At 72.6% G+C, this 22,064-nt stretch carries 24 protein-coding genes and 1 pseudogene; 14 read left to right on the top strand and 11 right to left on the bottom strand.

Annotation, left to right across the window (positions count from 1 at the left end; translation table 11 throughout):
- Positions 1-1,425, bottom strand: coding sequence for a lamin tail domain-containing protein (locus AB0K15_RS04395; protein WP_364045471.1), 1,425 nt, complete (start codon positions 1,423-1,425; stop codon positions 1-3).
- A 149-nt stretch (positions 1,426-1,574) separates the two neighbouring features.
- Between AB0K15_RS04395 and AB0K15_RS04390 the strand changes: the two genes are divergently transcribed.
- Entirely contained in the window at positions 1,575-1,970 is a 396-nt protein-coding gene (locus AB0K15_RS04390; RefSeq protein ID WP_364045469.1) for a hypothetical protein, read from the top strand.
- 81 nt (positions 1,971-2,051) lie between these two features.
- Here the strand turns inward: AB0K15_RS04390 and AB0K15_RS04385 are convergent, their stop codons facing one another.
- The gene (locus tag AB0K15_RS04385; protein WP_364045467.1) at positions 2,052-2,786 is read right to left on the bottom strand and encodes a hypothetical protein; all 735 of its coding nucleotides are present in this window, start codon (positions 2,784-2,786) and stop codon (positions 2,052-2,054) included.
- Between the two features lie 356 nt (positions 2,787-3,142).
- On the opposite strand from AB0K15_RS04385, the gene AB0K15_RS04380 reads away from it, so the two are divergent.
- Positions 3,143-3,688, top strand: coding sequence for a hypothetical protein (locus AB0K15_RS04380; protein ID WP_364045465.1), 546 nt, complete (start codon positions 3,143-3,145; stop codon positions 3,686-3,688).
- 2 nt (positions 3,689-3,690) lie between these two features.
- Here the strand turns inward: AB0K15_RS04380 and AB0K15_RS04375 are convergent, their stop codons facing one another.
- Entirely contained in the window at positions 3,691-4,053 is a 363-nt protein-coding gene (locus tag AB0K15_RS04375) for a helix-turn-helix domain-containing protein (RefSeq protein WP_364045464.1), read from the bottom strand.
- Positions 4,054-4,139: 86 nt separating this feature from the next.
- Between AB0K15_RS04375 and AB0K15_RS04370 the strand changes: the two genes are divergently transcribed.
- The 3 genes from AB0K15_RS04370 (at position 4,140) to AB0K15_RS04360 (ending at position 5,781) form a co-directional block, all read left to right on the top strand.
- On the top strand, positions 4,140-4,340 hold the full coding sequence (locus AB0K15_RS04370) for a hypothetical protein (protein ID WP_364045462.1): 201 nt from the start codon (positions 4,140-4,142) through the stop codon (positions 4,338-4,340).
- A gap of 7 nt (positions 4,341-4,347) precedes the next feature.
- Positions 4,348-4,617, top strand: coding sequence for a hypothetical protein (locus AB0K15_RS04365; protein WP_364045460.1), 270 nt, complete (start codon positions 4,348-4,350; stop codon positions 4,615-4,617).
- A gap of 117 nt (positions 4,618-4,734) precedes the next feature.
- Positions 4,735-5,781, top strand: coding sequence for a ferritin-like protein (locus tag AB0K15_RS04360; RefSeq protein ID WP_364045458.1), 1,047 nt, complete (start codon positions 4,735-4,737; stop codon positions 5,779-5,781).
- Between the two features lie 45 nt (positions 5,782-5,826).
- Here the strand turns inward: AB0K15_RS04360 and AB0K15_RS04355 are convergent, their stop codons facing one another.
- The gene (locus AB0K15_RS04355; RefSeq protein WP_364045456.1) at positions 5,827-7,155 is read right to left on the bottom strand and encodes an aspartate aminotransferase family protein; all 1,329 of its coding nucleotides are present in this window, start codon (positions 7,153-7,155) and stop codon (positions 5,827-5,829) included.
- Between the two features lie 83 nt (positions 7,156-7,238).
- Here AB0K15_RS04355 and AB0K15_RS04350 point away from each other — a divergent pair, with 83 nt between their 5' ends.
- Complete coding sequence (locus AB0K15_RS04350; RefSeq protein WP_364045454.1) at positions 7,239-8,150, top strand: LysR substrate-binding domain-containing protein; 912 nt, start codon at positions 7,239-7,241, stop codon at positions 8,148-8,150.
- Positions 8,151-8,594: 444 nt separating this feature from the next.
- On the opposite strand, the gene AB0K15_RS04345 is transcribed toward AB0K15_RS04350, so the two are convergent.
- The 3 genes from AB0K15_RS04345 to AB0K15_RS04335 all read right to left on the bottom strand — a co-directional run bounded on the left by AB0K15_RS04345 (position 8,595) and on the right by AB0K15_RS04335 (position 9,933).
- A complete protein-coding gene (locus tag AB0K15_RS04345) occupies positions 8,595-8,732 on the bottom strand; it encodes a hypothetical protein (protein ID WP_364045452.1) in 138 nt (45 codons plus the stop codon).
- Positions 8,729-9,610 carry a fumarylacetoacetate hydrolase family protein gene (locus AB0K15_RS04340; RefSeq protein WP_364045450.1) on the bottom strand — a complete coding sequence of 294 codons (882 nt, stop codon included), beginning with the start codon at positions 9,608-9,610 and terminating at the stop codon, positions 8,729-8,731. Before AB0K15_RS04340 ends, AB0K15_RS04345 begins: the two co-directional genes overlap by 4 nt.
- Positions 9,611-9,771: 161 nt before the next feature.
- On the bottom strand, positions 9,772-9,933 hold the full coding sequence (locus tag AB0K15_RS04335) for a hypothetical protein (protein WP_364045448.1): 162 nt from the start codon (positions 9,931-9,933) through the stop codon (positions 9,772-9,774).
- Positions 9,934-10,013: 80 nt separating this feature from the next.
- Here AB0K15_RS04335 and AB0K15_RS04330 point away from each other — a divergent pair.
- From AB0K15_RS04330 to AB0K15_RS04295, 8 genes and pseudogenes are all read left to right on the top strand, one after another.
- Positions 10,014-10,118 (top strand): annotated as a pseudogene (locus AB0K15_RS04330) (hypothetical protein); the annotation flags it as partial.
- A 324-nt stretch (positions 10,119-10,442) separates the two neighbouring features.
- The gene (locus tag AB0K15_RS04325; RefSeq protein WP_364045446.1) at positions 10,443-11,336 is read left to right on the top strand and encodes an FAD binding domain-containing protein; all 894 of its coding nucleotides are present in this window, start codon (positions 10,443-10,445) and stop codon (positions 11,334-11,336) included.
- The gene (locus AB0K15_RS04320; protein WP_364045445.1) at positions 11,329-11,835 is read left to right on the top strand and encodes a (2Fe-2S)-binding protein; all 507 of its coding nucleotides are present in this window, start codon (positions 11,329-11,331) and stop codon (positions 11,833-11,835) included. The genes AB0K15_RS04325 and AB0K15_RS04320 overlap by 8 nt, the downstream gene beginning before the upstream one ends.
- Positions 11,832-14,267, top strand: a complete 2,436-nt coding sequence (locus tag AB0K15_RS04315; RefSeq protein WP_364045443.1) for a xanthine dehydrogenase family protein molybdopterin-binding subunit — start codon at positions 11,832-11,834, stop codon at positions 14,265-14,267. The genes AB0K15_RS04320 and AB0K15_RS04315 overlap by 4 nt, the downstream gene beginning before the upstream one ends.
- Positions 14,268-14,272: 5 nt before the next feature.
- Entirely contained in the window at positions 14,273-15,751 is a 1,479-nt protein-coding gene (locus AB0K15_RS04310; RefSeq protein ID WP_364046654.1) for a CoA-acylating methylmalonate-semialdehyde dehydrogenase, read from the top strand.
- Positions 15,752-15,759: 8 nt separating this feature from the next.
- The gene (locus AB0K15_RS04305) at positions 15,760-16,536 is read left to right on the top strand and encodes an SRPBCC family protein (protein ID WP_364045441.1); all 777 of its coding nucleotides are present in this window, start codon (positions 15,760-15,762) and stop codon (positions 16,534-16,536) included.
- Between the two features lie 14 nt (positions 16,537-16,550).
- Entirely contained in the window at positions 16,551-17,327 is a 777-nt protein-coding gene (locus tag AB0K15_RS04300; protein ID WP_364045439.1) for an IclR family transcriptional regulator, read from the top strand.
- A gap of 66 nt (positions 17,328-17,393) precedes the next feature.
- The gene (locus tag AB0K15_RS04295) at positions 17,394-18,743 is read left to right on the top strand and encodes a HEAT repeat domain-containing protein (RefSeq protein WP_364045437.1); all 1,350 of its coding nucleotides are present in this window, start codon (positions 17,394-17,396) and stop codon (positions 18,741-18,743) included.
- A 25-nt stretch (positions 18,744-18,768) separates the two neighbouring features.
- Here AB0K15_RS04295 and AB0K15_RS04290 read toward each other — a convergent pair whose 3' ends face one another.
- The 4 genes from AB0K15_RS04290 to AB0K15_RS04275 form a co-directional block, all read right to left on the bottom strand.
- Positions 18,769-20,199, bottom strand: coding sequence for a UbiD family decarboxylase (locus tag AB0K15_RS04290; protein WP_364045436.1), 1,431 nt, complete (start codon positions 20,197-20,199; stop codon positions 18,769-18,771).
- Positions 20,200-20,277: 78 nt separating this feature from the next.
- Positions 20,278-21,546: a YeeE/YedE family protein gene (locus AB0K15_RS04285; RefSeq protein WP_364045434.1), complete on the bottom strand. Its 1,269-nt coding sequence runs from the start codon at positions 21,544-21,546 to the stop codon at positions 20,278-20,280.
- A gap of 63 nt (positions 21,547-21,609) precedes the next feature.
- Positions 21,610-21,849 (bottom strand): hypothetical protein, encoded by a 240-nt coding sequence (locus tag AB0K15_RS04280; protein ID WP_364045432.1) that lies wholly within the window; start codon positions 21,847-21,849, stop codon positions 21,610-21,612.
- Between the two features lie 26 nt (positions 21,850-21,875).
- A complete protein-coding gene (locus AB0K15_RS04275) occupies positions 21,876-22,064 on the bottom strand; it encodes a hypothetical protein (protein ID WP_364045430.1) in 189 nt (62 codons plus the stop codon).

The following is a 22,064-nucleotide window of genomic DNA, read 5'->3' as shown; positions in this document are numbered from 1 at the left end:
TCAGCAGCTGATGCTGCCCTTGCGCAACGCGTGGCCGCCGTCGTTGCTGTCGTCGGACCAGTAGACCGGCTTCGAGCCGCCCGAGCACTCGCTCGCGGGGGCGACGGAGAAGCCCTCGTTGTTGTAGTTCGACATCCCGCTCGGCCGCTGGTACGCGGCGGCCGTCGTGAAGGAGCCCGACGACACCTGGAAGGTGCGGTGCTGCCCGTCGCACGTGTCGTCGCAGACGGCCCACAGGCGGGAGGCCTCCGGCTCCCACTGGAGCTCCATCACGCCGTCCATGCCGCTGCTGAAGGAGGCCACGCGGGTGAACGCGCCGGAGTCCTGCAGGACGTAGCCGTAGATCATGCCGGTGCCCTCGACGCCGACGAAGAACACGCCGCCCGTGTGGGAGCCGTAGCGGCCGGGGGAGTAGGCCGCGCCCGTGGAGGAGTCCTTGAAGCCCGCCGCGGTGAGCGACGCGTCCGGCACCCAGGTGACGCCCTCGAAGCCCGAGTTGGAGTCGACGGACGGCAGGTCCGACGTCAGGTTCCACTCCTTCGCCGCGTTCAGCGTGGTCGCCGAGCCGCTGACGTCGTAGCGCAGCACGGAAAGGCGGCTGGTGCCGGACTTGTCGTCGTCGCGCTCGGTGGCCACGAAGACGCCGGCCGAGGTGCCGGAGCCGGTGACCGTGACGCCCTCGTCGTCGGGTGTCCCGGAACCGTTGGGGAAGTGCAGCTTCTTGCCCGAGGACCAGCCGGACGCGGTGTCCGGCTTCCACCCGCCGGAGCCGTTGGCCACCAGGCGCCACAGCTTCCCGGAGTTCTGGGCCGCCCAGAGCACGCTGCCCTCTTGGTACAGACCGGAAAGATCCTCGCCGAAGACGTTCGACGCGTCGGCCGTGGACACCGAACCGCTGCCCGGCCACGCGACCGGCGACGTGCCCTGGCCCGAGCCGCCGCACGCGTTCGGCCCGCCCAGCGTCAGCGCGGACGCCTGGCGGAACGAGCCCGTGCCGTCGGGGCAGCGCGACCACGACGGGTCGGAGTGGTCGTCCCAGCCGAAGCTGTCGACGAGCGTGCTGCCGTTGGCGAGGTACAGGCGCGCCTCGTCCTCGGAGCCGAGGCCGAACTCGTCGTGCACGTCGAACGCGCGGAAGGCGCCCGGCGCCAGCGTGGTGCCCGAGGCGATCTTGTACTTCGAGCCGTTGTCGTCGTCCTTGAGGATCCAGCCCGAGATGTCGACGGTCGCGGTGCCCTTGTTGTAGAGCTCGATCGAGTCGTTGACGTCGCCGGTCGTCACCACCTCGTTGATCCGGACATCGTCGGCGGGCGCCGCACTGGCCGCGGGCGCGGTGAGCACGCCGAGGACCAGCACCGGTCCGGCGACGGCGACGAGGGGACGACGGAGGCTGCGGTGCCACCGGCGAACGCGTGAATCGGTCACGGAATCCGTCCTGGGGTCGGGGAACAGGGCCACCCGACAGTTCCGACTCGGGCCGAACAGGCGCCCTCCCGCGGATGATCGCGATGTGAACGCTGGACGAACGCGCGAACTCGGCGGCTCGGCGTGCCACTGGGTGGTTACCTCGGCGGGTGAACGTGCTCCGTCTGGTCCCCTCGGTACGCCCGGGTGAGGCATTCCCCGGCGCAGGCATCCGGACGCGCCGTGAGTACCTCGACTTCGAGATCGACGGCACCGGGCTCGGCGAGTCGCTGCGTTCGCTCGGCGTCGACGTCATCGCCGTCGCGCCCGCCGAGCTCGGCGTCGACGCGCTGCCCGACGGCCGCGTGCCGCTGTTCGTCTGCCCCGAAGGCGGTGCTCTCGGCTGCGGCGCCGTGACGGTGGTCCTCGAGCGGACCGCCGGCGAGGTCGTGTGGCGCGACTTCGGCCGGCAGACCGACTACGACCCCGCGGTGTCCCGCGAGCGGTACGCCGGGCTGGGGCCGTTCCGCTTCTCGCGCGCGCAGTACGACGCGGCGCTTTCCTGACGTTTCCCGGAAAAGCCGAAGGGACCCCGGGGGTTCCGGGATCCCTTCGGCGTTTTCGTTCGTGCTGGGGTGCCGGCCGCGTCAGCCGGCGAGGCGGATCGAGGCGACCTGGCGGTCGAAGCCGATCTTCTCCAGGTCGGGCGCGTCGCCCGTGATCAGCATCGACTTGCCGGTGCAGTTCGCGCCGGTCCAGATCTTGTACGTGCCGTCGGCGTCGATGGAGCGGACGAGGGCGGGGTTGCGGACCTCGTTGCAGCCCTTGTCGCTGGCGACCTGGGAGCCGTCGGGCTCGGAGAAGTTCTTGCCGCTGTCGAGGAGGGCGAAGGTGGAGGTGAGGTTGGCGTTGTCGCCGCCGTTGTTCCCGCCGTTGCTGTTGTCCCCGTTGTTGTTTCCGCCGTTGTCGTCGCCGGCCAGTTTCACCGACACGGTCTTGTTGTCGAAGCCGAGCTTCGCGAGGTTGCTCACGTTGCCGGTGACCGCGACCGACTTGCCGGTGCAGTTCGCGCCGCTCCACAGCTTCAGCGTGCCGGTCGTGGTCAGCGACGAGGTGACCTTGGGCCGGGCCAGCGTCTGGCAGCCCTTGCCGGAGATGCCCTGGGAGGCGCCGTTGTCGGAGAACGCGGCGTCGTCGAACAGGATCGCGCTGGTCGCGGTCAGCTCGGCAGCCGGCGCCGCCGCGGCGGCCCGCAGGTTGTCGGCCCCCGCCGGCGCCGTCGCCGTCGCCGTCGCGCCGTCACTGCCCGCCCCACACGCGGACAGCACCGCGGCCCCCGCCGCGACGAAAGCGGCCAGGAACATCGCCTGCTTGCGGAACATGAGAACACTCCCCGTTGTCCTTGCCACCCGGTTCGTCCGGGCGACTCGACGAGGACACGGCTGCCGGATCCCGTGCGGTTCACCGGTTCCGGAAGTTTCTTCAGACCGAAGTGGACGCCCCACCGGTCAACGCGGCGGCTGGTCCGCGTGCTCGGGCTCGTGGTACTCGTGCCCGAAGTCCGGCCGGCCGGACCGAATGGTCCCGCCGGTTGTGCGCGGCTGGAACAGCTACTCGCTCCATCAGCCCGATCGCCGGCCACCACGCCCGCTTGCGCCGCGAGACGGTACTTCGCCGACCTTGCCCACGGCCCGATCTTCCGCGCCTCGACCCGCTGCCGAGCCGTAAGCTGCGGGGCATGACGATGGAAGCGGCCGACGCCGGTTACCTGGGTGACCGGGTCGAGGGCTGGCTGGCGTCGGTTCTCGAGAGTTCCCCGCCGGCGGTTCAGCGCGCGGCCGCGTCCTTCTCGCGCTGGGCCGTGCTGCAGCCGCCGGGTGTGCTGGTGACCGACCTCGGCGCGGGACACGGGCGTACCGCGGACTTTCCCGCGGCCGCCGAGTTCTTGCGGGCCGCGGAGGATTTCGCCGCGGTGATGGTGGAAGACCGGCTGAGCCGTGGCGGGGATCCGTACGTGTACTCGGTGGAGGCGGTTCCCGAGGTGCCCGACGAGCCGGTGAGCGTCGATCTGGAGCGCGCCGTGTTCACCGTGGCGTCCGCGGGCCCCGCGCTGGCCAGGATCGTGCAGGGTATGAGTCACTGGCAGTTCCCGGCCTTGCTCATGCTGCGCACGGCACCCGACACGGCAACCCTGAAGCGCGCCGTGGTCCGCGGCCGGATCAGCGGCGTGGCCGGCGTGGTGATCTCCTGCTGCGACGGCGAGACCGTCCTCGTCTCGCACTGAACTCAGGCCTCCAGCAGCCGCCACGCCGTGAGGGCCAATTGGGCGCGCGCGGGTCCTGTGGGGGAGACCAGGCTGTAGCAGAGCGTCTTGCCGAGCTGGTCCAAGCGGCGGGCGACGCTGCTGTGGTGCAGGTGCAGCAGGTCTGCGGCGCGGCGGACGGAACCCGTGGCGCAGTAGGCGTCGGGCGTGTCCAGGTCGTCGGCGGCCAGGGAGGTCAGGGCGGCCACGTCGGTGTTGTCGCGGGCGGCGTCGCCGGGTGCGTGGGCGAGCAGGGCCACGGCGCCCAGCGAGCAGTAGTCCACGACCGGCGGGCGCGACGTCGTGAAGCGCAGCGCCGTGCGCGCCGACAGCCACGAGCGCGGCAACGGCCCCGATCGGTGGGAGTCGAGACGTTCTCGTGCGGGCGGGAACCGCGCCCTCGCACGATGCCGGAACGAGGAAAAGGGGAGACATGACGTATCCGCAGTATCCCGGGCAGCAGTTTCCGGCCGGGCCGGTCCAGCGCAGCGCCCCGCGGAGCCCGGCAGGAGGCGTCGCGGAGGCGACCGCTGTGCTGGCGATCGTCTGCAGTGTCGCGGCCTTCATCGGGGCGATCTGCGGGATCATCGCCGTCGCGGACGGCCGTCTCGGACGGGACGACCGTCGTGCTTGATCTGGGCGTGACGGGGCTCCTGCCGGCCGGCGCGATCGGGGCGGTGCGCAGCCGGCCTGCCGCGAGGACGTGGTTGATCGTCGGCAGTGCGCTGGCCGTCGTGGAGCTGTTCGCCGTGACGGTGCTGCCCGAGGTCGGCGTCTCCTTGCTGTACGCAGTCGGTCCGCACACCCTGCGGGCGTTCTCGCTGCGAGGACTGCCGTGGCTGGCCGTGGCGGTCGGAGTCCTCGTGCTGGCGCTGGCGACACCGGCGGCCCCGCAAACCCGGCGGTGGTGACCGGACTCTCCCGGACCACTCGGCACCGGAGCCGATGGGAAAGCTGTCACAGATCCGCTCGCTGTCTTGTCCTGCCTCGCGAACCGAACCCGCGACCGGCCGAGACGAGAGGCAATGATGGACACCAGTGGCGCCCGCGACATCGACAGCGTGGAGGAGCTCCGCCGCCACCTGCAGTGGGCGATCGAGCTCGAACACGCGACGATCCCGCCGTACCTGTGCGCGCTGTATTCGCTGGACCCCGGCCGCAACGCCGAGGCCGCGCAGGTCGTCGGCAGCGTGCTGGCCGAAGAGATGCTGCACCTGGCGCTCGCGGCGAACCTGCTCAACGCCGTGGGCGGCGAGCCCAAGCTCGACACACCGGAGCTGCTGCCCGCGTACCCGCACCCGCTGCCCCACGGCGACCCGTCGGTGCAGGTCGACCTCGTGCCGTTCGGTGCGGAGGCGCTGGAGCTGTTCCTGCGGATCGAGCAGCCCGAGTCGGCCGACGCACCGCCGCAGGCCGACGGGTACCGGACGATCGGGCAGTTCTACGCCGCCGTCCGGACCGGCCTGGGGACGCTGTGCGAAGAGCTGGGGGAGGAAGCTGTCTTCTCCGGTGACCCGAAGCGGCAGATCGGCGGGATGCACCTCCGTAGCGGTGGCGGCCGCGTGATTCCCGTCCACGACCTGGATTCCGCGCTGGCCGCGCTCGCGGAGATCGTGGAGCAGGGCGAAGGCGCCGCGCGCACCGAGGTGTGGGACGGCGACCGCGACGTCTTCCACCCCGACCGCGACGAGGTCGCCCACTTCTACCGCTTCCAGGAGCTCAAGAACGGCCGCCGCTACGCCGAGGGCGACACCCCGCAGAGCGGCCCGACGGGGGAGGAGATCACGGTCGACTTCGACGGCGTGCTGCCGATGCGCCGCAACCCCAGCACGGCCGACCACCCCGGGGACAGCCCGATCCGCCGGGCGCAGCGGGAGTTCGACAACACCTACTGTCTGCTGCTCTATCTGCTGGAAGACGCGTTCACGGGCAACCCGGGCGGGCTGGGCTCGACCGTCGGCGTGATGTTCCAGCTGAAGGCGCAGGCCCAGGCGCTCATGAAGATGCCCACCGGCGACGGGAAAACCACGGCGGGGCCGACGTTCGAGTACGTGCCGCCGGAGCAGCGGTCTTAGGACGGACGGCGTGAGTGCCGGCCGCGCGCCGGCACTCACGCGGCCCTAGCGCGCCGCTCGCGCGTCGCCGATCGCGTCGTCCAGAATGGACAGTCCGAGCGAGAGCTCCTCCTCGGTCGCCGTCAGCGGCGGCGCGATCCGGAAGACGCCGCCCATGCCCGGCAGCTGCACGATGTTCATGTGCAGCCCCAGTTCCAGGCAGCGCCGCGTGACGAGCGCGCCCAGCGTGTCCGAGCTTTCCTTCGTCGATCGGTCGACCACGAGCTCCAGCCCGGCCAGCAGGCCGCGGCCGCGGATGTCGCCGACGACCTCGTGGCGCCCGGCGATCTCCTCCAGCCCGCTGCGGAGGAACGCGCCGAGCGTGCGGGCGCGTTCGTCGAGCCGGTCGCGGGTCAGCACGTCGAGCACGGTGTTGCCGACGGCCGCGACCAGCGGATCCGAGACGTGCGTGGTGAAGAACAGGAACCCGCGCGCGTGGGCCTCCTGCTCGATCTCCGCGCTGGTCAGCACGGCCGCGAGCGGCAGGCCCGCGCCGAGCGTCTTGGACACCGTCAGGATGTCCGGCACGACGCCGTCACGCTCGAACGCGTACCACGTGCCGGTGCGGCACAGGCCGGTCTGGGCTTCGTCGAGGATCAGCAGCATCCCGCGTTCGCGGCACTTGTCCCGCAGCGCCGCGAAATACCCCGGTGGCGGCTCGATGATCCCGCCGGAGCTGAGGATCGGTTCCACGAGGCAGGCGGCGAGGCTGCCGACGGATTGCGCGTCGATCAGGTCGAACGCGAAGTCGAGCTGACGGCGCCAGTCCAGCGTGCCGTCAGCGTGCGTGAAGTCGGGGCGGTAGGTGTTGGGCGCGGGGATGGCGAAGTTTCCGGGTGTCGCCGGGCCGTAGCCCTTGCGGCCGGCGCTGTAGGTCGCGGACGCGGCGGCCTGCGTCATGCCGTGCCACGAACGCGCGAACGACACGATCTCGTGCCGGCCCGTCACGAGCTTCGCCATGCGGATCGCGGCCTCGTTCGACTCGGCGCCGGTGGTCAGCAGCAGCGCCTTCTCCAGCGGCGCCGGCAGTGTCTCGGCCAGCCGCCGCGCGAGGTCCACGACCGGGCGGCTCAGCATGCCGCTGAACAGGTGGTCGAGCGTCCCGATCTGGCGGCGCACGGTCTCGACGATCTCGGGGTGCGAGTGGCCGAGGATCGCGCTCATCTGGCCGGAGGTGAAGTCGAGGATCTTCCGGCCGTCGGCGGTGTAGAGGAAGCTGCCGGCGGCGCGTTCGATGATCTCGCGGGTGAACGCGCCGCCGTAGCGCACGAGGTGGGCTTCGGCGTCGGTCCAGAACGTGTCGGCGGACAGCGGGACAGTGGTCGGAGCAGCCATGCCCCGACGGTAGGTCCGTGCCGAGCGACACGTCCAGCTCACCATTCCGGACGTTCTGTTCGGCTGAGCCGCACAATGAAGAGGTGCTGAACCCGTGGCGCCTGCGTCTGCTGAGCCGGCTCGACACCCTGGGCACGATCCGCGCGGTGGCGAGCGCGTCGAACCTGAGCGCTTCGAGCGTGTCGCAGCAACTCGCCGTGCTGGAGACCGAAACGCGCACCAAGCTGCTCGAACGCACCGGCCGCCACGTCCGCCTGACCCCGGCCGGGCTGATCCTCGCGCGCCGGGCCCGGGCGATCCTCGACCACATGGACACGGTCGAGGCCGAGCTGCGCGGGCTCGGCGACGAACCCGCCGGCCTGGTGCGGCTGGGCGCGTTCCAGAGCGCCGTCCACACGCTCGCGGTCCCCGCGGTGACCCGGCTGGCCGCGGCGCACCCGGACCTGCAGGTCGAGGTGCTGCAGCTGGAACCGCACGAGAGCATGCCCGCGCTGCGCGTGGGCGACGCGGATCTCATCATCACGACCACGGACTTCGTCGAGCAGCCGCTGGACCCCGACGTGGACCTCGTGCCGCTCGCGACCGACCCGATCGTGCTGGTCATGCCGCCCGAGCACCCCGCGACCCGCCGCGGCGCCGTCGACCTGGCGGCGTTCGCGGACGAGGCGTGGTCGCTGGACCTGCCGCAGTCCTACATGGCCAACCTGACACTGCGGCTGTGCCGGCAGTCGGGTTTCGAGCCACGCGCGGTGTGCCGTTTCAGCAACTACATGCTGGCCCTGCAGCACGTCGAGGCCGGCTTGTCGATCACGCTGCTGCCCGGCCTGGCCGTCGACCCCCGGTACCGCGTGACCACACGCGAGCTCGCTTCGCCGGTGACGCGGACGATCACCGCCGCCGTCCGCCGGGGCTCACCGCAGCGCGCGGCGGTGCAGGTCGTGCTGGACGCGTTGCGGCGGAATCCGCCGGTTTCGGCCGGTGTTCCGGATGCGTGACAACGGGCCGGCAGGCGCTCGTCCGCCGACGGATCAGGACCCCGCCCCGGTTTCGAAGGACCCGCGCGCCCGTCCCCTCCCCGGTCGGGCGCGCGGGAGTCGTTCTTCCGAAGGGCTCAGCGGCTCGCGTTGAACTCGAGCACCTCGTCGAGGCGGGTCGACCACACCGAGGACGTACGGCGGAGCCCGACGACGAACGGAGCCGGTCGCCGGGTCCGTCGTGTCACCGAAGCACCCGAAGCACCCGAAGCACCCGGATCGGCTGGTTTGGCGCGCCACCACCGGTTCACCGCGCCTCGGTGGTCGCTCATGCCCTTCAGCCCCTCTCGTCCGGTCATGATCCACTCTGGCAGCGCGGGCGCGATCCCGCACCCGTCCGCGCGGCGGGCCGGGCGGTCCGGGAATCAGGTGTGCACGACGGTCACAATCTCGTCGACAATCTTGTCAACAGTGGTGCCGCCCGCCGTCGGTGTTGATCACCACGCCGGTCTCGGTGTCGGGCTGTCGCCCCGGCGGCGTCGGCAACTTCGAGCCGCACGCGCCGGGCAACTCCGTGTCCCAGGTGGTGATCGGCGACGTCACCGGGCTTCGAGCAGCTTCGCCACCTCGTCCTTTCCGGACACCACGGAGCTCGTCAGGGTGCCGACCTCGCCGACGGTGATCGCGACCCGGTCACCGGCGGTGAGGGTGAAGGGCAGGTCCGGCACGAGCGCGGTGCCGGTGGCGAGCACCACGCCGTCGGGGAACACATCGGCGCGGAAGAGGTACTCCACCAGCTCGTCGAACGTGCGGCGCAGCAACGAGGTGCTGGTGGCGCCGGACCACACGAGGGCGCCGGCGCGGTGGATCTCCAGCTCGATCGGGAGGTTCGTCGCGTCGGCCACCTCCCAGGCCGGCCGGATGCCGGGGCCGACGGCGCAGCCGCCCAGGTAGATCTTGGCCTGGGGGAGGTAGAGCGGGTTGACGCCTTCGATGCTGCGCGAGCTCATGTCGTTGACGACCGTGTAGCCGACGACCTCGGCGCGGGAGTTGACGACGAGCCCGAGCTCCGGCTCCGGCACGTCGATATCGGAGTCGGAGCGGATCGCCACGGACTCGCCGTCGCCGGTCACGCGCCAGGCGGCGGACTTGAAGAACAGCTCGGGCCGCGGGGCTTCGTACACGAGGTCGTAGACGTCGGCGGCGCGCTCGCTTTCGGTGATCCGCGCCTCGCGTGAGCGCTGGTAGGTCACGCCCGCCGCCCAGATCTCGGTGCGCCGGTCGACGGGCGGCAGGAACCGGACGCCGGCCGCGTCGTGCGCCGGGCCGTTCGCGCCGGCGCACCGGTCCCGCAGCTCGGGCAGCGGCAGGGCGAGCAGCTCGCCGATGGACGCCACCGGCAGCTCGAGGACGGTGTCCGCGGTGCGGACGCCGACGGCCGGGTGGGTTCCGCCCGGGGAAAGGAAACGAACGATGAGCACGGCTGACCTCGATCCTCGCGGGGATGCTGCGGCCCGTACCGGGGCCGAGGGAGAACCTAGACACGGCAACGGGCCCGGCGCAAGTGTGTCCGAAGTGGACTGTGTGGTCACGGGCCGGGCCGCGGTGCTGACGCCGAACCGGCCGCCGAAGTGCAACGCGATCATGCCGGAGGCGGCGGCTCCTGCGCGCCCACGCCGCGGCGCTGGACCCGGGCGTGCGGGCGATCGTGCTGACCGGAGCTGACAGGCGCGGGCGGCAAGACGACGTCGGTGAACCGGCCGCCGAAGCGCAACGCGATCACGCCGGAGACGGCGGCGCCCACGCTCCGGTGCTCGACGCGGACGCGCGGGCGTCCTCACCGGCGCTGGCGGCAAGGCGTTCCGTGCAGGCGGCGACGTCGGTGAACTGGACCGCTGCGCCACGCCGTGGGCCTTCCGCAACCGTGAGGACTACAGCGACACGATCCGAGCCGTGCGCACGCCGGTGATCGCGGCCGTCGACGGGTTCGCGTTCGGCGGTGGGCTGGAGCCGGCCATGGCGGGTGACGTGCGGCTCGCCGTCTCGGAACAACGCGGGGCGGGTTCGGGCAGCGGTGCCACCTCGGCGCGCACGCGACCCCGCCGCCGGCTCGCGGCCCGGTGGCGAGGTGGCCGCGACGGCGAGCCGCGAGCCGGGCCGTTCCCTGATTCCGGTCGGCGGCACGGGTCGCGGGACTCGGCGCCGGCCGCGTCCGATTTGACATCCGTCCCGGGTCTTCGGAGACTCGTTCTGGAAATCGAACAGCGTTCAGCATTTCGAACACTGGCCGGAACGAGCAAGAGGGGCGAATCGGTGAAACTGCCTGCTTTCGGCTACCACCGGGCCGAATCGCTGGGCGACGCGGTGGCGGTGCTGGCCGAGCACGGGCCCGACGCGCGGGTGCTCGGCGGTGGGCAGAGCCTCCTCCCGGTCATGGCGCTGCGCATGGCGAACCCGAGCGTGCTCGTGGACATCACCGCGGCGAAAGACCTGCAGGGCCACGCGTTCCGCGATGCCGACGGCCTCGTCGTGTCGGCCGCGGTCACCACGCGCGCGCTCGAGACCGACCCCGAGACGCGCCGCCGCCACCCGCTGGTGGCCGAAAGCCTGGCGCAGGTCGGGCACCCCGAGATCCGCAACCGCGGCACCGTGTGCGGTTCGCTCGCGCACGCCGACCCCGCGGCCGAGCTGCCCGCGTTGCTGCTCGCGCTCGGCGGGTCCGTACGCGTCGCCGGCGCCGAGCGGCGGCGGCGGATCGCCGCGCGCGACTTCTTCCTGGGGCCCTACCTGACCGCACTCGACGACGGTGAGGTCGTCGCAGGTGCCGAGCTACCGCTGTTGCCCGCGACGGCCGGCTGGTCGGTCCGCGAGATCACGCGCCGCAGCGGCGACTTCGCCCTCGTCGGCGTGATCTGCGTGCTGGACACCGACTCCGCCGGGCGCTGCACCGACGCGCGGATCGCGCTGTTCGGCATCGCCGGCACCCCGCGCCGCGCCACCGCCGCCGAGGCGATCCTCACCGGCGAGGTCCTCGACGACGCCGTGCTCGCCGAAGCCGCGGCGCACGCGTTCGACGACATCGACGTCGTCGGCGACATCCACGGCTCCGTGACCTACCGCCGCCGCGCGGGCACCCGGCTGGTCGCCCGCTCGCTCGCCGAAGCCGCCGCCCGCAGCCAGTCCGAAGTGGAGAGTGCCCGTGCTTGACGCCCACGAGCCGACGCAGGTGTCCCTCACGGTGAACGGGAAACCCGAGTCGGCGCGCACCACGCCGCGGACCACGCTCGCCGATTTCCTGCGCCACGACCTGGGCCTGACCGGCACGCACCTCGGCTGCGAGCACGGCGTCTGCGGCGCCTGCACCGTCCGGCTCGACGGCAGGGCGGTGCGCAGCTGCCTCACTCTCGCCGTGCAGGCGCAGGGATCCACAGTGGACACCGTCGAAGGGCTGGGCGAGACCGCCGGCACCGAGGACGTACTGCACCCGCTGCAGCAGAAGTTCTGGGAGCACCAGGCGCTGCAGTGCGGGTTTTGCACGCCGGGCTTCCTGATGGCTGCCGTCACCGCCGTCGAGGAGAACCCGGACCTGTCCCGCGACGAGATCCGCGAGCGGCTGTCCGGGAACCTGTGCCGCTGCACCGGGTACGCGCCGATCGTGGCCGCGATCGCCGAATACGCCGAGCAGGTGCGGGAGGCGCGCGCGTGAGCATCACCGAAGGCTGGGTCGGCCGCCGCGTCAAGCGCGTCGAGGACCCGAAGATCCTGCTCGGGCGCGGCCGCTACGCCGACGACGTCACCCCGGCCCGCTGCCTGCACGCCGCGTTCGTCCGCGCCCCCGTCGCGCACGCGCTGATCACCGCGATCGACGTCGAGGCCGCGAAGCAGGCGCCGGGCGTGGTCGCCGTGTTCACCGCCGACGACTTCAACCCGATGTGCCGTTCGTGGAAGGGCCTGCTCGACTGGCCGGGCCTGGTCGGCGGCGACCAGCGGCCCCTGGCCACCGGCAAGATGCACTACGTCGGCGAGCCCGTGGTGATGGTCGTGGCCGAAAGCCGCGCCGTCGCGGAGGACGCGCTGGAGCTGGTCACCCTCGACTACGAGGAGCTCGCCCCGGTCGTCGACGCCATCGCCGCCCTCGACCCGTCGGCGGCGAAGGTGCACGACGAGCTGCCGTCCAACCTCGCGTTCGAAGGCACTTTCGGCACCGGCGACGTCGAAGCGGCCTTCGCCGAGGCCGCCGTGGTCGTGGAGACCGGCATCAGCACCGCGCGCCACACGGCCGTCGCGCTGGAGCCCCGCGGCGTCGTCGCCGAGTTCGACCCGTCGGCGAAGTCGCTCACCGTGCGGCTGTCCACGCAGGCGCCGCACATGCTGCAGTCGGTGTTCGCCGAGCTGCTCGGCCTGCGCGAGAGCAACATCCGCGTGCTCACCGACGAGGTCGGCGGCGCGTTCGGCATGAAGGCGCACGTGTACTCCGACGAGGTCGCCACGTGCGCGGCCAGCATCCTGCTGCGCCGCCCGGTGAAGTGGATCCAGGACCGCGTCGAATCGCTGCAGTCGGACACGCAGGCGCGCGACGAGCGGGTGTCCGCCGCGCTGGCCGTCGCGGCCGACGGGCGCATCCTCGGCCTGCGTTCGGAGGTCGTGAGCGACGGCGGCGCCTACTCGGTGTACCCGCGCAGCATGGTCACCGAAGGAATCCAGGTCGCCACGATCATGCCCGGCCCGTACCGGATCCCCGTCTACTCGGGGCACCTGCGCGTCGCCATCACCAACAAGGCGCCGCTGGCGGTGTACCGCGGGGTCGGGCACCCCGTCGCCATCCTCGCGATGGAGACGCTGCTCGACGAGACCGCGCGCCGGCTCGGGCTCGACCCGGCGGAACTGCGGCGCCGCAACCTGATCGCGCCCGAAGAGCTGCCCTACACCTCCGTGACCGGTCAGGTCTACGACAGCGGCTCGCACCAGGAGTCGCTGGAGAAACTGGTCGCCATGCTCCCCGCCGGGCCGGACCTCGACAAGCGCAAGGCCGAGGCGCGCGAACGCGGGCGCCTGCTGGGCGTCGGGCTCGCGTGTTTCGTCGAGGTCACCGCGCCTGGCGTGATGTTCTACGGCAAGCGCGGCGCCCCGATCACCGCCCACGACCAGGTCGAGGTGCGCGTGGAGGCCGACGGGTCGGTCACCGTGCTGCTCGGCACGCCCGGCCAGGGCCAGGGCCTGCAGACGACCGCCGCGCAGGTCGTGGCCGACCACCTCGGGGTGTCGTTCGACCGGATCAGCGTGGTCAGCGGCGACACGGCGGTGGTGCCGCACGGCACGGGCGTGTGGGCCAGCCGTTCGGCCGTGGTCAGCAGCGGTGCCGCCGCGTCGGCCGCCCGTGAGGTGAAGGAACGGCTGCTCGCGATCGCCGGGCACCTGCTGGAGGTCGACCCGGCCGACCTCGAGATCGGCGACGGCGTGGTCCGGGTCGCGGGCGCACCGAACGTCCACCTGGGAGTGGACGAGCTCGCCGAGGTCGCGCACTTCCGCACCCACCGCCTGCCGCCGGAGCTGCGGATCGGGCTGTCGGTCGTGGGGGAGTACAGCGGCCCCAACGTCACCTTCAACAACGGCGCCCACGCCGCGGTCGTCGAGGTCGAAGAGGACAGCGGGCTCGTGCACCTCGTCGACTACGCGTGCGTCGAGGACTGCGGGGTGCTCATCAACCCGGAGATCGTGGACGGGCAGATCCGCGGCGGCGTCGCCCAGGGCATCGGCGGGGCGTTGTTCGAGCGGCTGTACTACGACGAGAGCGGCCAGCTGCTCACCTCGACCCTGCTCGACTACCTGATGCCGACCGGCCCGGAGCTGCCGGACGTGCGCATCACCCACCTCGAAACCCCGAGCCCGATCACCATGCTGGGCGTGAAAGGCGCCGGCGAGGCCGGGGCCGCCGGCGCACCGGCGGCCGTGCACAACGCCGTGAACGACGCGCTCGCCGCGCTGCGCGCGCGGGTGTGGCACGAGCCGATCACCCCCGAACGCGTCGTCCGGGCCCTCGACGAAGCGGCCGGCCACAGCTGGCCCGAACCCCCCGACACCCCACCCGTACCGGCTCTCCCGCACCTCGGCTCGACTGTCGAGAAAGGACACTCGTGAACACCATCCAGCATTTCGTCGGCGGCGCTTTCGTCCAGGACGAACCGCCCGCGTGGGCCGACGTGCACGACCCCGCCCGGGGCAGCGTCGCCGGCCGGGTCGCGCTCGGCGACGCCGGCGCAGTGGACCAGGCCGTGAAGGTCGCGCTCGACGCGCAGGCCACCTGGGCCGACGAGTCGCTCGGCGTGCGCCAGCAGGTTCTGCTGGAGTTCATCCGGCTGGTCGAGCGGTCGCGTGACGAGCTGGCCGAGCTCGTGACCGGCGAACACGGCAAGACACTCGCCGACGCCCGCGCGGAGGTCAACGCGGGCCTGGACGTCGCGAAGTTCGCGGCCGGGATCCCGCACCTGCTCAAGGGCGACTTCAGCGAGAACGTCTCCCGCGGCGTCGACACGTACTCGATCCGCCAGCCGCTCGGGGTCGTCGCGGGCATCACGCCGTTCAACTTCCCCGTGATGGTTCCCATGTGGATGTTCCCGATCGCCGTCGCGTGCGGCAATGCCTTCGTGCTCAAGCCGAGCGAGAAGGACCCGTCGGCCTCCAACCGCCTGGCCGAGCTGGCGCTCGAGGCCGGGCTGCCCGCCGGCGTGCTCAACGTCGTGCACGGCAGTGCCCCGGCCGTCGACGCGCTGCTGGCCCACCCGGACGTCGCCGCCCTGAGCTTCGTCGGGTCGACGCCGGTGGCCCGGCACGTCTACGAGACCGCGGCCAAGCACGGCAAGCGGGTGCAGGCCCTCGGCGGCGCGAAGAACCACCTCGTGGTGCTGCCCGACGCCGACCTCGACGCGGCCGCCGACGCCCTCGTCTCCGCCGCCTACGGCTCGGCGGGGGAGCGCTGCATGGCGATCTCGGTCGCGGTGGCCGTCGGCGGGGTCGGCGACGCGCTGCGCGAGCGCCTGGTCGAGCGCATCGGCCGGCTGTCCACCGCGGACGGTCGCGACGAGGGCACCGACATGGGCCCGCTCGTCACCGCCGACCACCTGCGCCGCGTGAGCGGCTACGTGCAGGCCGGGGCCGACGCCGGCGCGGACCTCGTGGTCGACGGCCGCGACGTGCGCGTTCCGGGGCGGGAGAACGGGTTCTTCCTCGCGCCGACGCTGCTCGACCACGTGCGCCCGGACATGACCGTGTACACCGACGAGATCTTCGGCCCGGTGCTGTCGATGCTGCGCGTCGACTCCCTGGACGAGGCCGTCGCGCTGATCAACGGCGGCGAGTACGGCAACGGCGTCTCGCTGTTCACCGGCGACGGCGTCGCGGCGCGGAAGTTCCAGCACACCGTGCAGGCCGGCATGGTCGGGCTCAACGTGCCCATCCCGGTGCCGATCCCGTACTTCCCGTTCGGTGGCTGGAAGCACTCGCTCTTCGGCGACTCGGGCCAGTACGGCGAGGACGGCATCCGGTTCTTCACGCGCCGCAAGGTCGTCACGAGCCGGTGGGCGCCCTCGGCCGGCTCCCGCGTCGACATGCGGTTCCCGGCCTAGGGGCGCTCGTGCGACTGGAGAACAGCTTCACCGTCGGCCTGCCGCCCGCGCAGGCGTGGGCCGTGCTCACCGATCCGGAGCGGGTCGCGCCGTGCATGCCCGGCGTGCACCTGGACGAGGTCGACGGCGACGACGTCCGCGGCGGCCTGCGCGTCAAGGTCGGGCCGATCGCCGCCGAGTACTCCGGCCTGGCGCGGTTCCGCGAACGGGACGAGGCGGCTGGCGTCGTGGTCGTGGCGGCGTCGGGACGTGAGGTGCGGGGGCGAGGTTCGGCTTCGGCGACGGTCACGCTGCGGCTCGCGCCGGCCCCGGAAGGCACCCGCGTCGACCTGGCCACGGACCTCGCGCTGACGGGACGGCTGGCGCAGTTCGGGCGCGGCGTGCTGGGCGAGGTCACGGGGCGGCTGGTCGACGAATTCGCGCGGGCGCTGGCGGACGAGGTGTCCGGGTCGCGGGCTCGGGCGGAGGCGGCGCCGAACGCCGCGGTGCCCGGCAGGGAAGCGGTGGCCGAGACCGAGCCCGTGGTGGCGGAGGTCGTCGATCTGGCGACGGGGGACTGGCCGGACGACGAACCCGTGCGCACCACCTCCGCGGCCGAGGCCGTCGCCACGGCTCCGGTCGTGAATGGTGCCGGTGTGCGGCCGAGCCCGGAGGGCACGTCGCGCCCTCGCGACGCGGACACCGTGGTCCTGCGGGCCGTCGCCATCCCGGTCGCGAAACGCGTCGTTCCGGCCGTGGCCGCCGTCGTCGCCGCGATCGTCCTCGCCCGCCGGGTGCGCCGATGACAGAATCTCCCGTGATGACCAGTTCGCCTTCCTCGGCGGGCCTGCCGGTTCCCTCGGTCGCCCGCGCCGCGTATGTGCTCGACGCGCTCGCCGCCGCCCCCGACGGGCTGCCGCTCAGCGAGCTCGCGCGGGCCATCGGCGCGCCCAAGAGCAGCTGCCTCGCCGTGTGCACGACGCTGGTCGCCACCGGCCTGCTCACGCGCACCCCGGCCGGGCAGTACCGGCTCGGCTGGAAGGTCGTGCCGCTCGGGCGCGCGTACCTCGCGAAGTCGGGGTTCGTGCTGGAGTTCCGGCGTGTCGACCAGGAGCTGGGGCTGCTGCCGGAGGACACGATCGTGCTGTCGCTGTTGGACGGACGGCACGTCGTCTACGTCGAGACCCGGCCGGGCCTGCGGACGCTCGCGATGTCCTACGAGATCGGCCTGCGCCTGCCCGCCCACTGCACGGCGAGCGGCAAGTCGCTGCTCGCGTCGCTGACCGACGACGAGATCGCCGCCCGCTACGCCGACGGCCGTTTCGAAACCCTGACCCCGCAGAGCATTTCGCGGATGCCGCGGCTCATGGCGGAGATCGAGAACACCCGGGCCCACGGTTACGCCGTCGACGACGAGGAGACCGCGCCGGGCATGATGTGCGTCGGCGCCGCCGTCGCCGGACGCGGCGGGCAGCCGGTGGGTGCGCTGTCGGTGAGCATGGTTAAGTCCACTGTGGACTCCGAACGCTTGAAGCACTCGACGTCCGCGATTCTTCGCCTGAGCACCGCCATCACCGAACGTCTCGGCGGGCTGTAACCCCTCTCCAAATCCGGTGGCGCCGTCCTGTCGTGGGCGCCACGATGGCGCCGGAGAGGGGGAACGATGGCGACGGAAGAAGAACTGGACGCACTCGCCGCCGGCGACTCGCGCGGGTGGCTGGTGCTGGACGAGGCCGAGCGGCGCTGGTCCTGGTATTACGGGCAGGGCCGCCGGCGAGCCTTGCCGTGGGGTCGGCTGAGCCGCGTGCAGCTCGTCGAGGCGGTCTGCGACGCCGACGGGTATGTCCGGGAGCCGGCTGTGCGGCAGCTGCGGAGCAGCCGCGACCCGGAAGCGTTGCCCCTGCTGGTGGTGCGCTGCGTCGACTGGGTGCGCCAGGTGCGGGAGGTCGCCCGTGCTGCGGTGCTCGACCGGTTCTCGCAGGCGGACCTGGCACCCCTGCTGCCTTTGGTCGTCGTGCTGAGCCGCCGGGCCGTGGACGACTGGGTGGACGAGCACCTGCTCCAGCCGATGCTGCGCTCGCCCGAGCTCCTCGACCTGGCGCTGGCGACGGCCGATCTGCGCACGCGCCGCATGGTTCACGAAACGGCCGTGCGCGCCGGGCTGCTGTCCGACGAGCGGCTGGTCTCGATCGCGGTGCACGACCACGACGACGTGATCCGCACCCGCACCGGCCACCTCCTGCTCGACCGCGGCGACTCCCCGTACGTGCAGCTGCTGCTCGACGGCGGGGCCCCCAAGGTGCGGGCGCGGGCGCTGCAGTTGCTGGGCGCCGAGACCGCCCGCGAACGGCTGGCGGAGAGCTCCTCGCTGGTGCGGTCCATGGCGCAGGCCCTGGTACTGCACGCCGGCGGCGACCCGGCGGCGTACTACCGGGACGCGCTGCGGTCGGGTGCCGTGACGCGGGCGACCGTCGCCGGACTCGGGGAGACGGGGACGCTCGACGACGTCGACCTGCTGCGGGCCCACTTCGTCGACGAACGGCCGCGCGTCCGCGTCGCGGCTGTCCGCGGTCTGCGCCGATTGCTGGCGAACCCGTCGGACCCGCGGGCCGTGCGCTACGGCCGCGAGCTGCTCGCCGACCCCTCACCGGGAGTGGTCCGCGAGGCGGCCGCCCTGCTCGACGGCCGCCTCGGCCCGGCGGACCGCCCGTTCCTGCTCGGCCTGGCGGCACCGGCCCGGCCGGTCCACGTCCGCCGCGGAGCGCTCACTGTGCTGCGTGGGTCGAGCCGCTGGTCCCGCCTCGCCACCGACCTGTGGCTGCTCAGCGTGCCGGGCGAACCCTTGGCCGACGAAGCCCGCCGCGACCTGGACGACTGGCGCCAGGACGGCTCCAGCGCGTTCACCCGGCCGTCGCCGGACCTGGCCGCCCGGATCGCCGAGCTGCTGGCCGAGCTGGAGCCCCGGCTCGGCCCCGCGGTGACCGCCGAACTCCGCCGCCTGGTCCAGGTGTGACGGTCTGTCCTCAACGGACAGACGATCACGCCCAGCCGGGCAGGTCGCCCACGGACGTGATCGTCTCGATGGCGTCCACGTCCACCGCCTCCATGGCCGCCTCCGGGACGCGCGCGCGGGCCGGGAAGACGACCGGCGGGGCGGGTTTGGTGGCGTCGACGATCACGGCGGAGGAGCGCTGCGGGGTGCGGCCGCCGGCCTCGTCGTAGGACCAGTTGGTGGGGAGCAGGCCGCCCGGGCCGTTCCAGCGCGGGATGATCTGCAGGTCCTGCGACGCGTCGAAGCGGGTGCCGATGGCCCAGGCGACTTCGCGTTCGTCGTAGACGTCGATGTCGTCGTCGACGATGACGATGGCGCGCAGGTTCTCCGGCTCGGTGTTGAGGGCGGCGAAGGCGGCCCGCGTGGGGTCGGTGTCGGAGTTCTTGCGGATCGACAGGTAGCAGTGCATGCGCGCGTGCAGCGGGATGTTGACCGCGCGCAGGCCCGGCACCTTCTGCTGCACGGCCTCGTGGATGCTCGCGATCCGCGGCAGCGCGCCCATCAGCCGGTGTTCACGGCCGGAGGCCTGGATGTCCTGGAAGATCGCGTCGCGGCGCATGGTGATGGCGTCGACCTCGATGACGGGCTTGCGACCGCCGCCGACGTAGTGGCCGGGCCATTCGGCGAACGGGCCTTCCTCCTCGAGCTCGTCGGGCAGGATGTGGCCCTCGATGACGATCTCGGCGTGCGCGGGCACCGGGATGCCGGAGGTCACCGTCGGCACCGTTTCGACCGATTCGCCCAGGTAGGCGCCGGCGGCGTCGTACTCGCCGCCGATGCCGGGCACCCGCGACACCGCGCCCATGAGGAACGCCGGGTGGTGCCCGATCACCAGCGCGATCGGCGTCGGCTCGCCGCGCTCGGCGTAGCGACGGTGGATGGTGCCGCCGTCGTGGGAGCCGAAGAACCACACACCGAGACGCCGCGGACCGTAGATGTGGTGGCGGTAGATCCCGGCGTTGATCGCGCCCGACTCCGGGTCGCGCGTCACGCCGACGGCGGCGGTGAGGAACGGGCCGCCGTCGAGCTCGTTGTGCGTGGGGATCGGCAGGCGGGTGAGGTCGGCGTCCTCACCGCGCCACACCACCTCCTGCACCGGTGCCGCGCCCTCGAACTCCACCGGCGGGTGCGCGGCCCGGCCCTGGCCCGCGACCGACGAGCGTACGAGCGTCTCGGCCTCGACCCCGAGGGCCAGCGCCATCCGCTCGTGCGTCGCGACGAGGTTGGTCAGGCACCGCAGTTCGCTGCCGGCGACGTCGCTGAACAGCAACGCGGGGTAGTCGCCGCGCTTGTCGTACCACGCTCCGTAAGCGGTGACACCGAACCGCGGGTCCACCTGCTTCGACACGTGCTTGACCTCGCCCGCACCGGTCGAGACCACCTCCGCGAGAAACGACCGCAGATCTTTCGTCACCATGAGCCTCCCAAAGACGTCAGACGTCTGACGCACTATAGGAAGGTCACTCCGGCCTCGACAAGGTGTCCCACCACCTGGTCAGCAGATGCTGTCGCTCGGCCGAGGGTTGGCCAGCCCGAACAACGGCCGCAGCCGCAGCCCGACCCAGGTGCCGCCGAGGGCGAACAGGCCCCACAGCCAGCCGTGCAGGCTGCCGGTGGAGATGCCGGCGAGGTACGCGCCGATGTTGCACCCGCCGGCGAGCCGCGCGCCGATGCCCATCAGGACGCCGCCGAGCACGGCCGCCGCCGCGGTGCGCCACGGGATCTCCGCCCGGATCTTCCACGTCCCGGCCGCCGAGGCCGCGACGGCGGCACCCAGGATGATGCCGAGGTCGGTGAGGCTGGTCTTGTCCGTCCAGATCGGGCCGGCCAGCGCCTTGGCGTTGGTGCTCGTCTGCCAGAACTCCCACGTCTCCGGGTGCAGGCCGACGAGCTGCAGCAGCTTCGCGCCCCACAGCGTGAACGCGAACGTGACGCCCCACGTCGAGCCCGACACGAGGACGACCGCCGCCGCGAGGACACCGAGCACGAAGGCCCCGACGAGCAGCGGCCACGAACCCCGCAGCACGCGCGCGAAGCCGTGCGCGGTCGGGACGGGCTCGACCGGCGGAGGCGTGCGGCGGGCCTGCACGAGCCGCGTCACCACCACGACCAGGGCGAGCGCGGCCAGCGTGATCGCCCACGAACCGGCCCAGCCGACGTGGTCGGCGAGCAGGAACCCGGAGACCTGCGGCCAGCCGGTGAACACCGGGTAGGCCCAGCTGTAGAGCACCGAGCCCGCGACGAACCCGCCGAGGGTGAGCACGATCGTCGACTGGCCCGCGCCGACGGCGAACAGCGTGCCGGACGCGCACGCGCCGCCCAGCTGCATGCCGATCGCGAACACCGCCGCACCGACGAACAGCGGCAGGCCGATCGGCCCCGCGGTGAGCTTCGGCGTGGCGCCGAACAACCCGGCGCCGGTGCCCGCGATGAGGGCGATGAGCGTGGTGGCGGTGCCGAGCAGCAGCGCGTGGGCCCGCAGGCCGGAACCGTTGCCGACGGCGATGAGCTGCCGCCAGGCCGAGGTGAACCCGAAGCGGGAGTGGAACAACGCGACGCCGAGCGCGAGGCCCAGCACGAGCAGGATGCCGTACTTGCCGCCGTAGGTCGCCCAGACGTAGCAGCTCAGCGCGACACCGAGCACGGCGGCGACGGCCAGCGGCACCACGCGCATCGGCTCCTCGGGCGCGGGCCGGGGTGCCTCGCACGACGTCGGCGACGACAGCAGGAACTGGCCCGCCGGCAGGGGCTTCTTCACGGACATGAGAACTCCAGGGGGTCGAGGGGGACCGGCCACGGCGGCGGCGGGCCGCCGTGGCCGCGGGGATCAGCCCCAGGAGGGCAGCAGCTTGCCCGGCACGCCGCCGAGCGACTGCACGAGGCCGAGCGGCGGGACGCCGAGCGGGGCGAACGTCCAGATGTTGTTCAGGCCGCTCGTGTCGGGCTCGTCGACGACGACCACACCGGGAGTGTCGCCGGTGGCCGCCAGGGCCGGCCCGGACGCGACGAGCGTGGCGGCGCCGGTGAACGCGGCGATCGCGGTGGCGCGGACGAGGGTCTTCTTCATCGGGATTCCTTTCGGCAGGAGGTTTTTCAGGACACGGTGGTGATCAGGCCGAACACGGGGGCGAGCAGGTCGACCGGCTGCCCGAGCGGGCCGAGCACACCGCCGAGGTCGACGCCGGGCACCGCCCAGACGGCGGGTTCCGCGTCGGCGACACCGGCGCCGAGGCCGGTGAACAGCGCGGCCGCGGCGAGGGTGAGCAGGATCCGGCGTTTCAT

The sequence above is a fragment of the Amycolatopsis sp. NPDC049253 genome, from assembly GCF_040678995.1.
GTDB lineage: Bacteria > Actinomycetota > Actinomycetes > Mycobacteriales > Pseudonocardiaceae > Amycolatopsis.
Note: the sequence above shows the minus strand (reverse complement) of the source record. Positions and strands in the feature narration are given on the sequence as shown.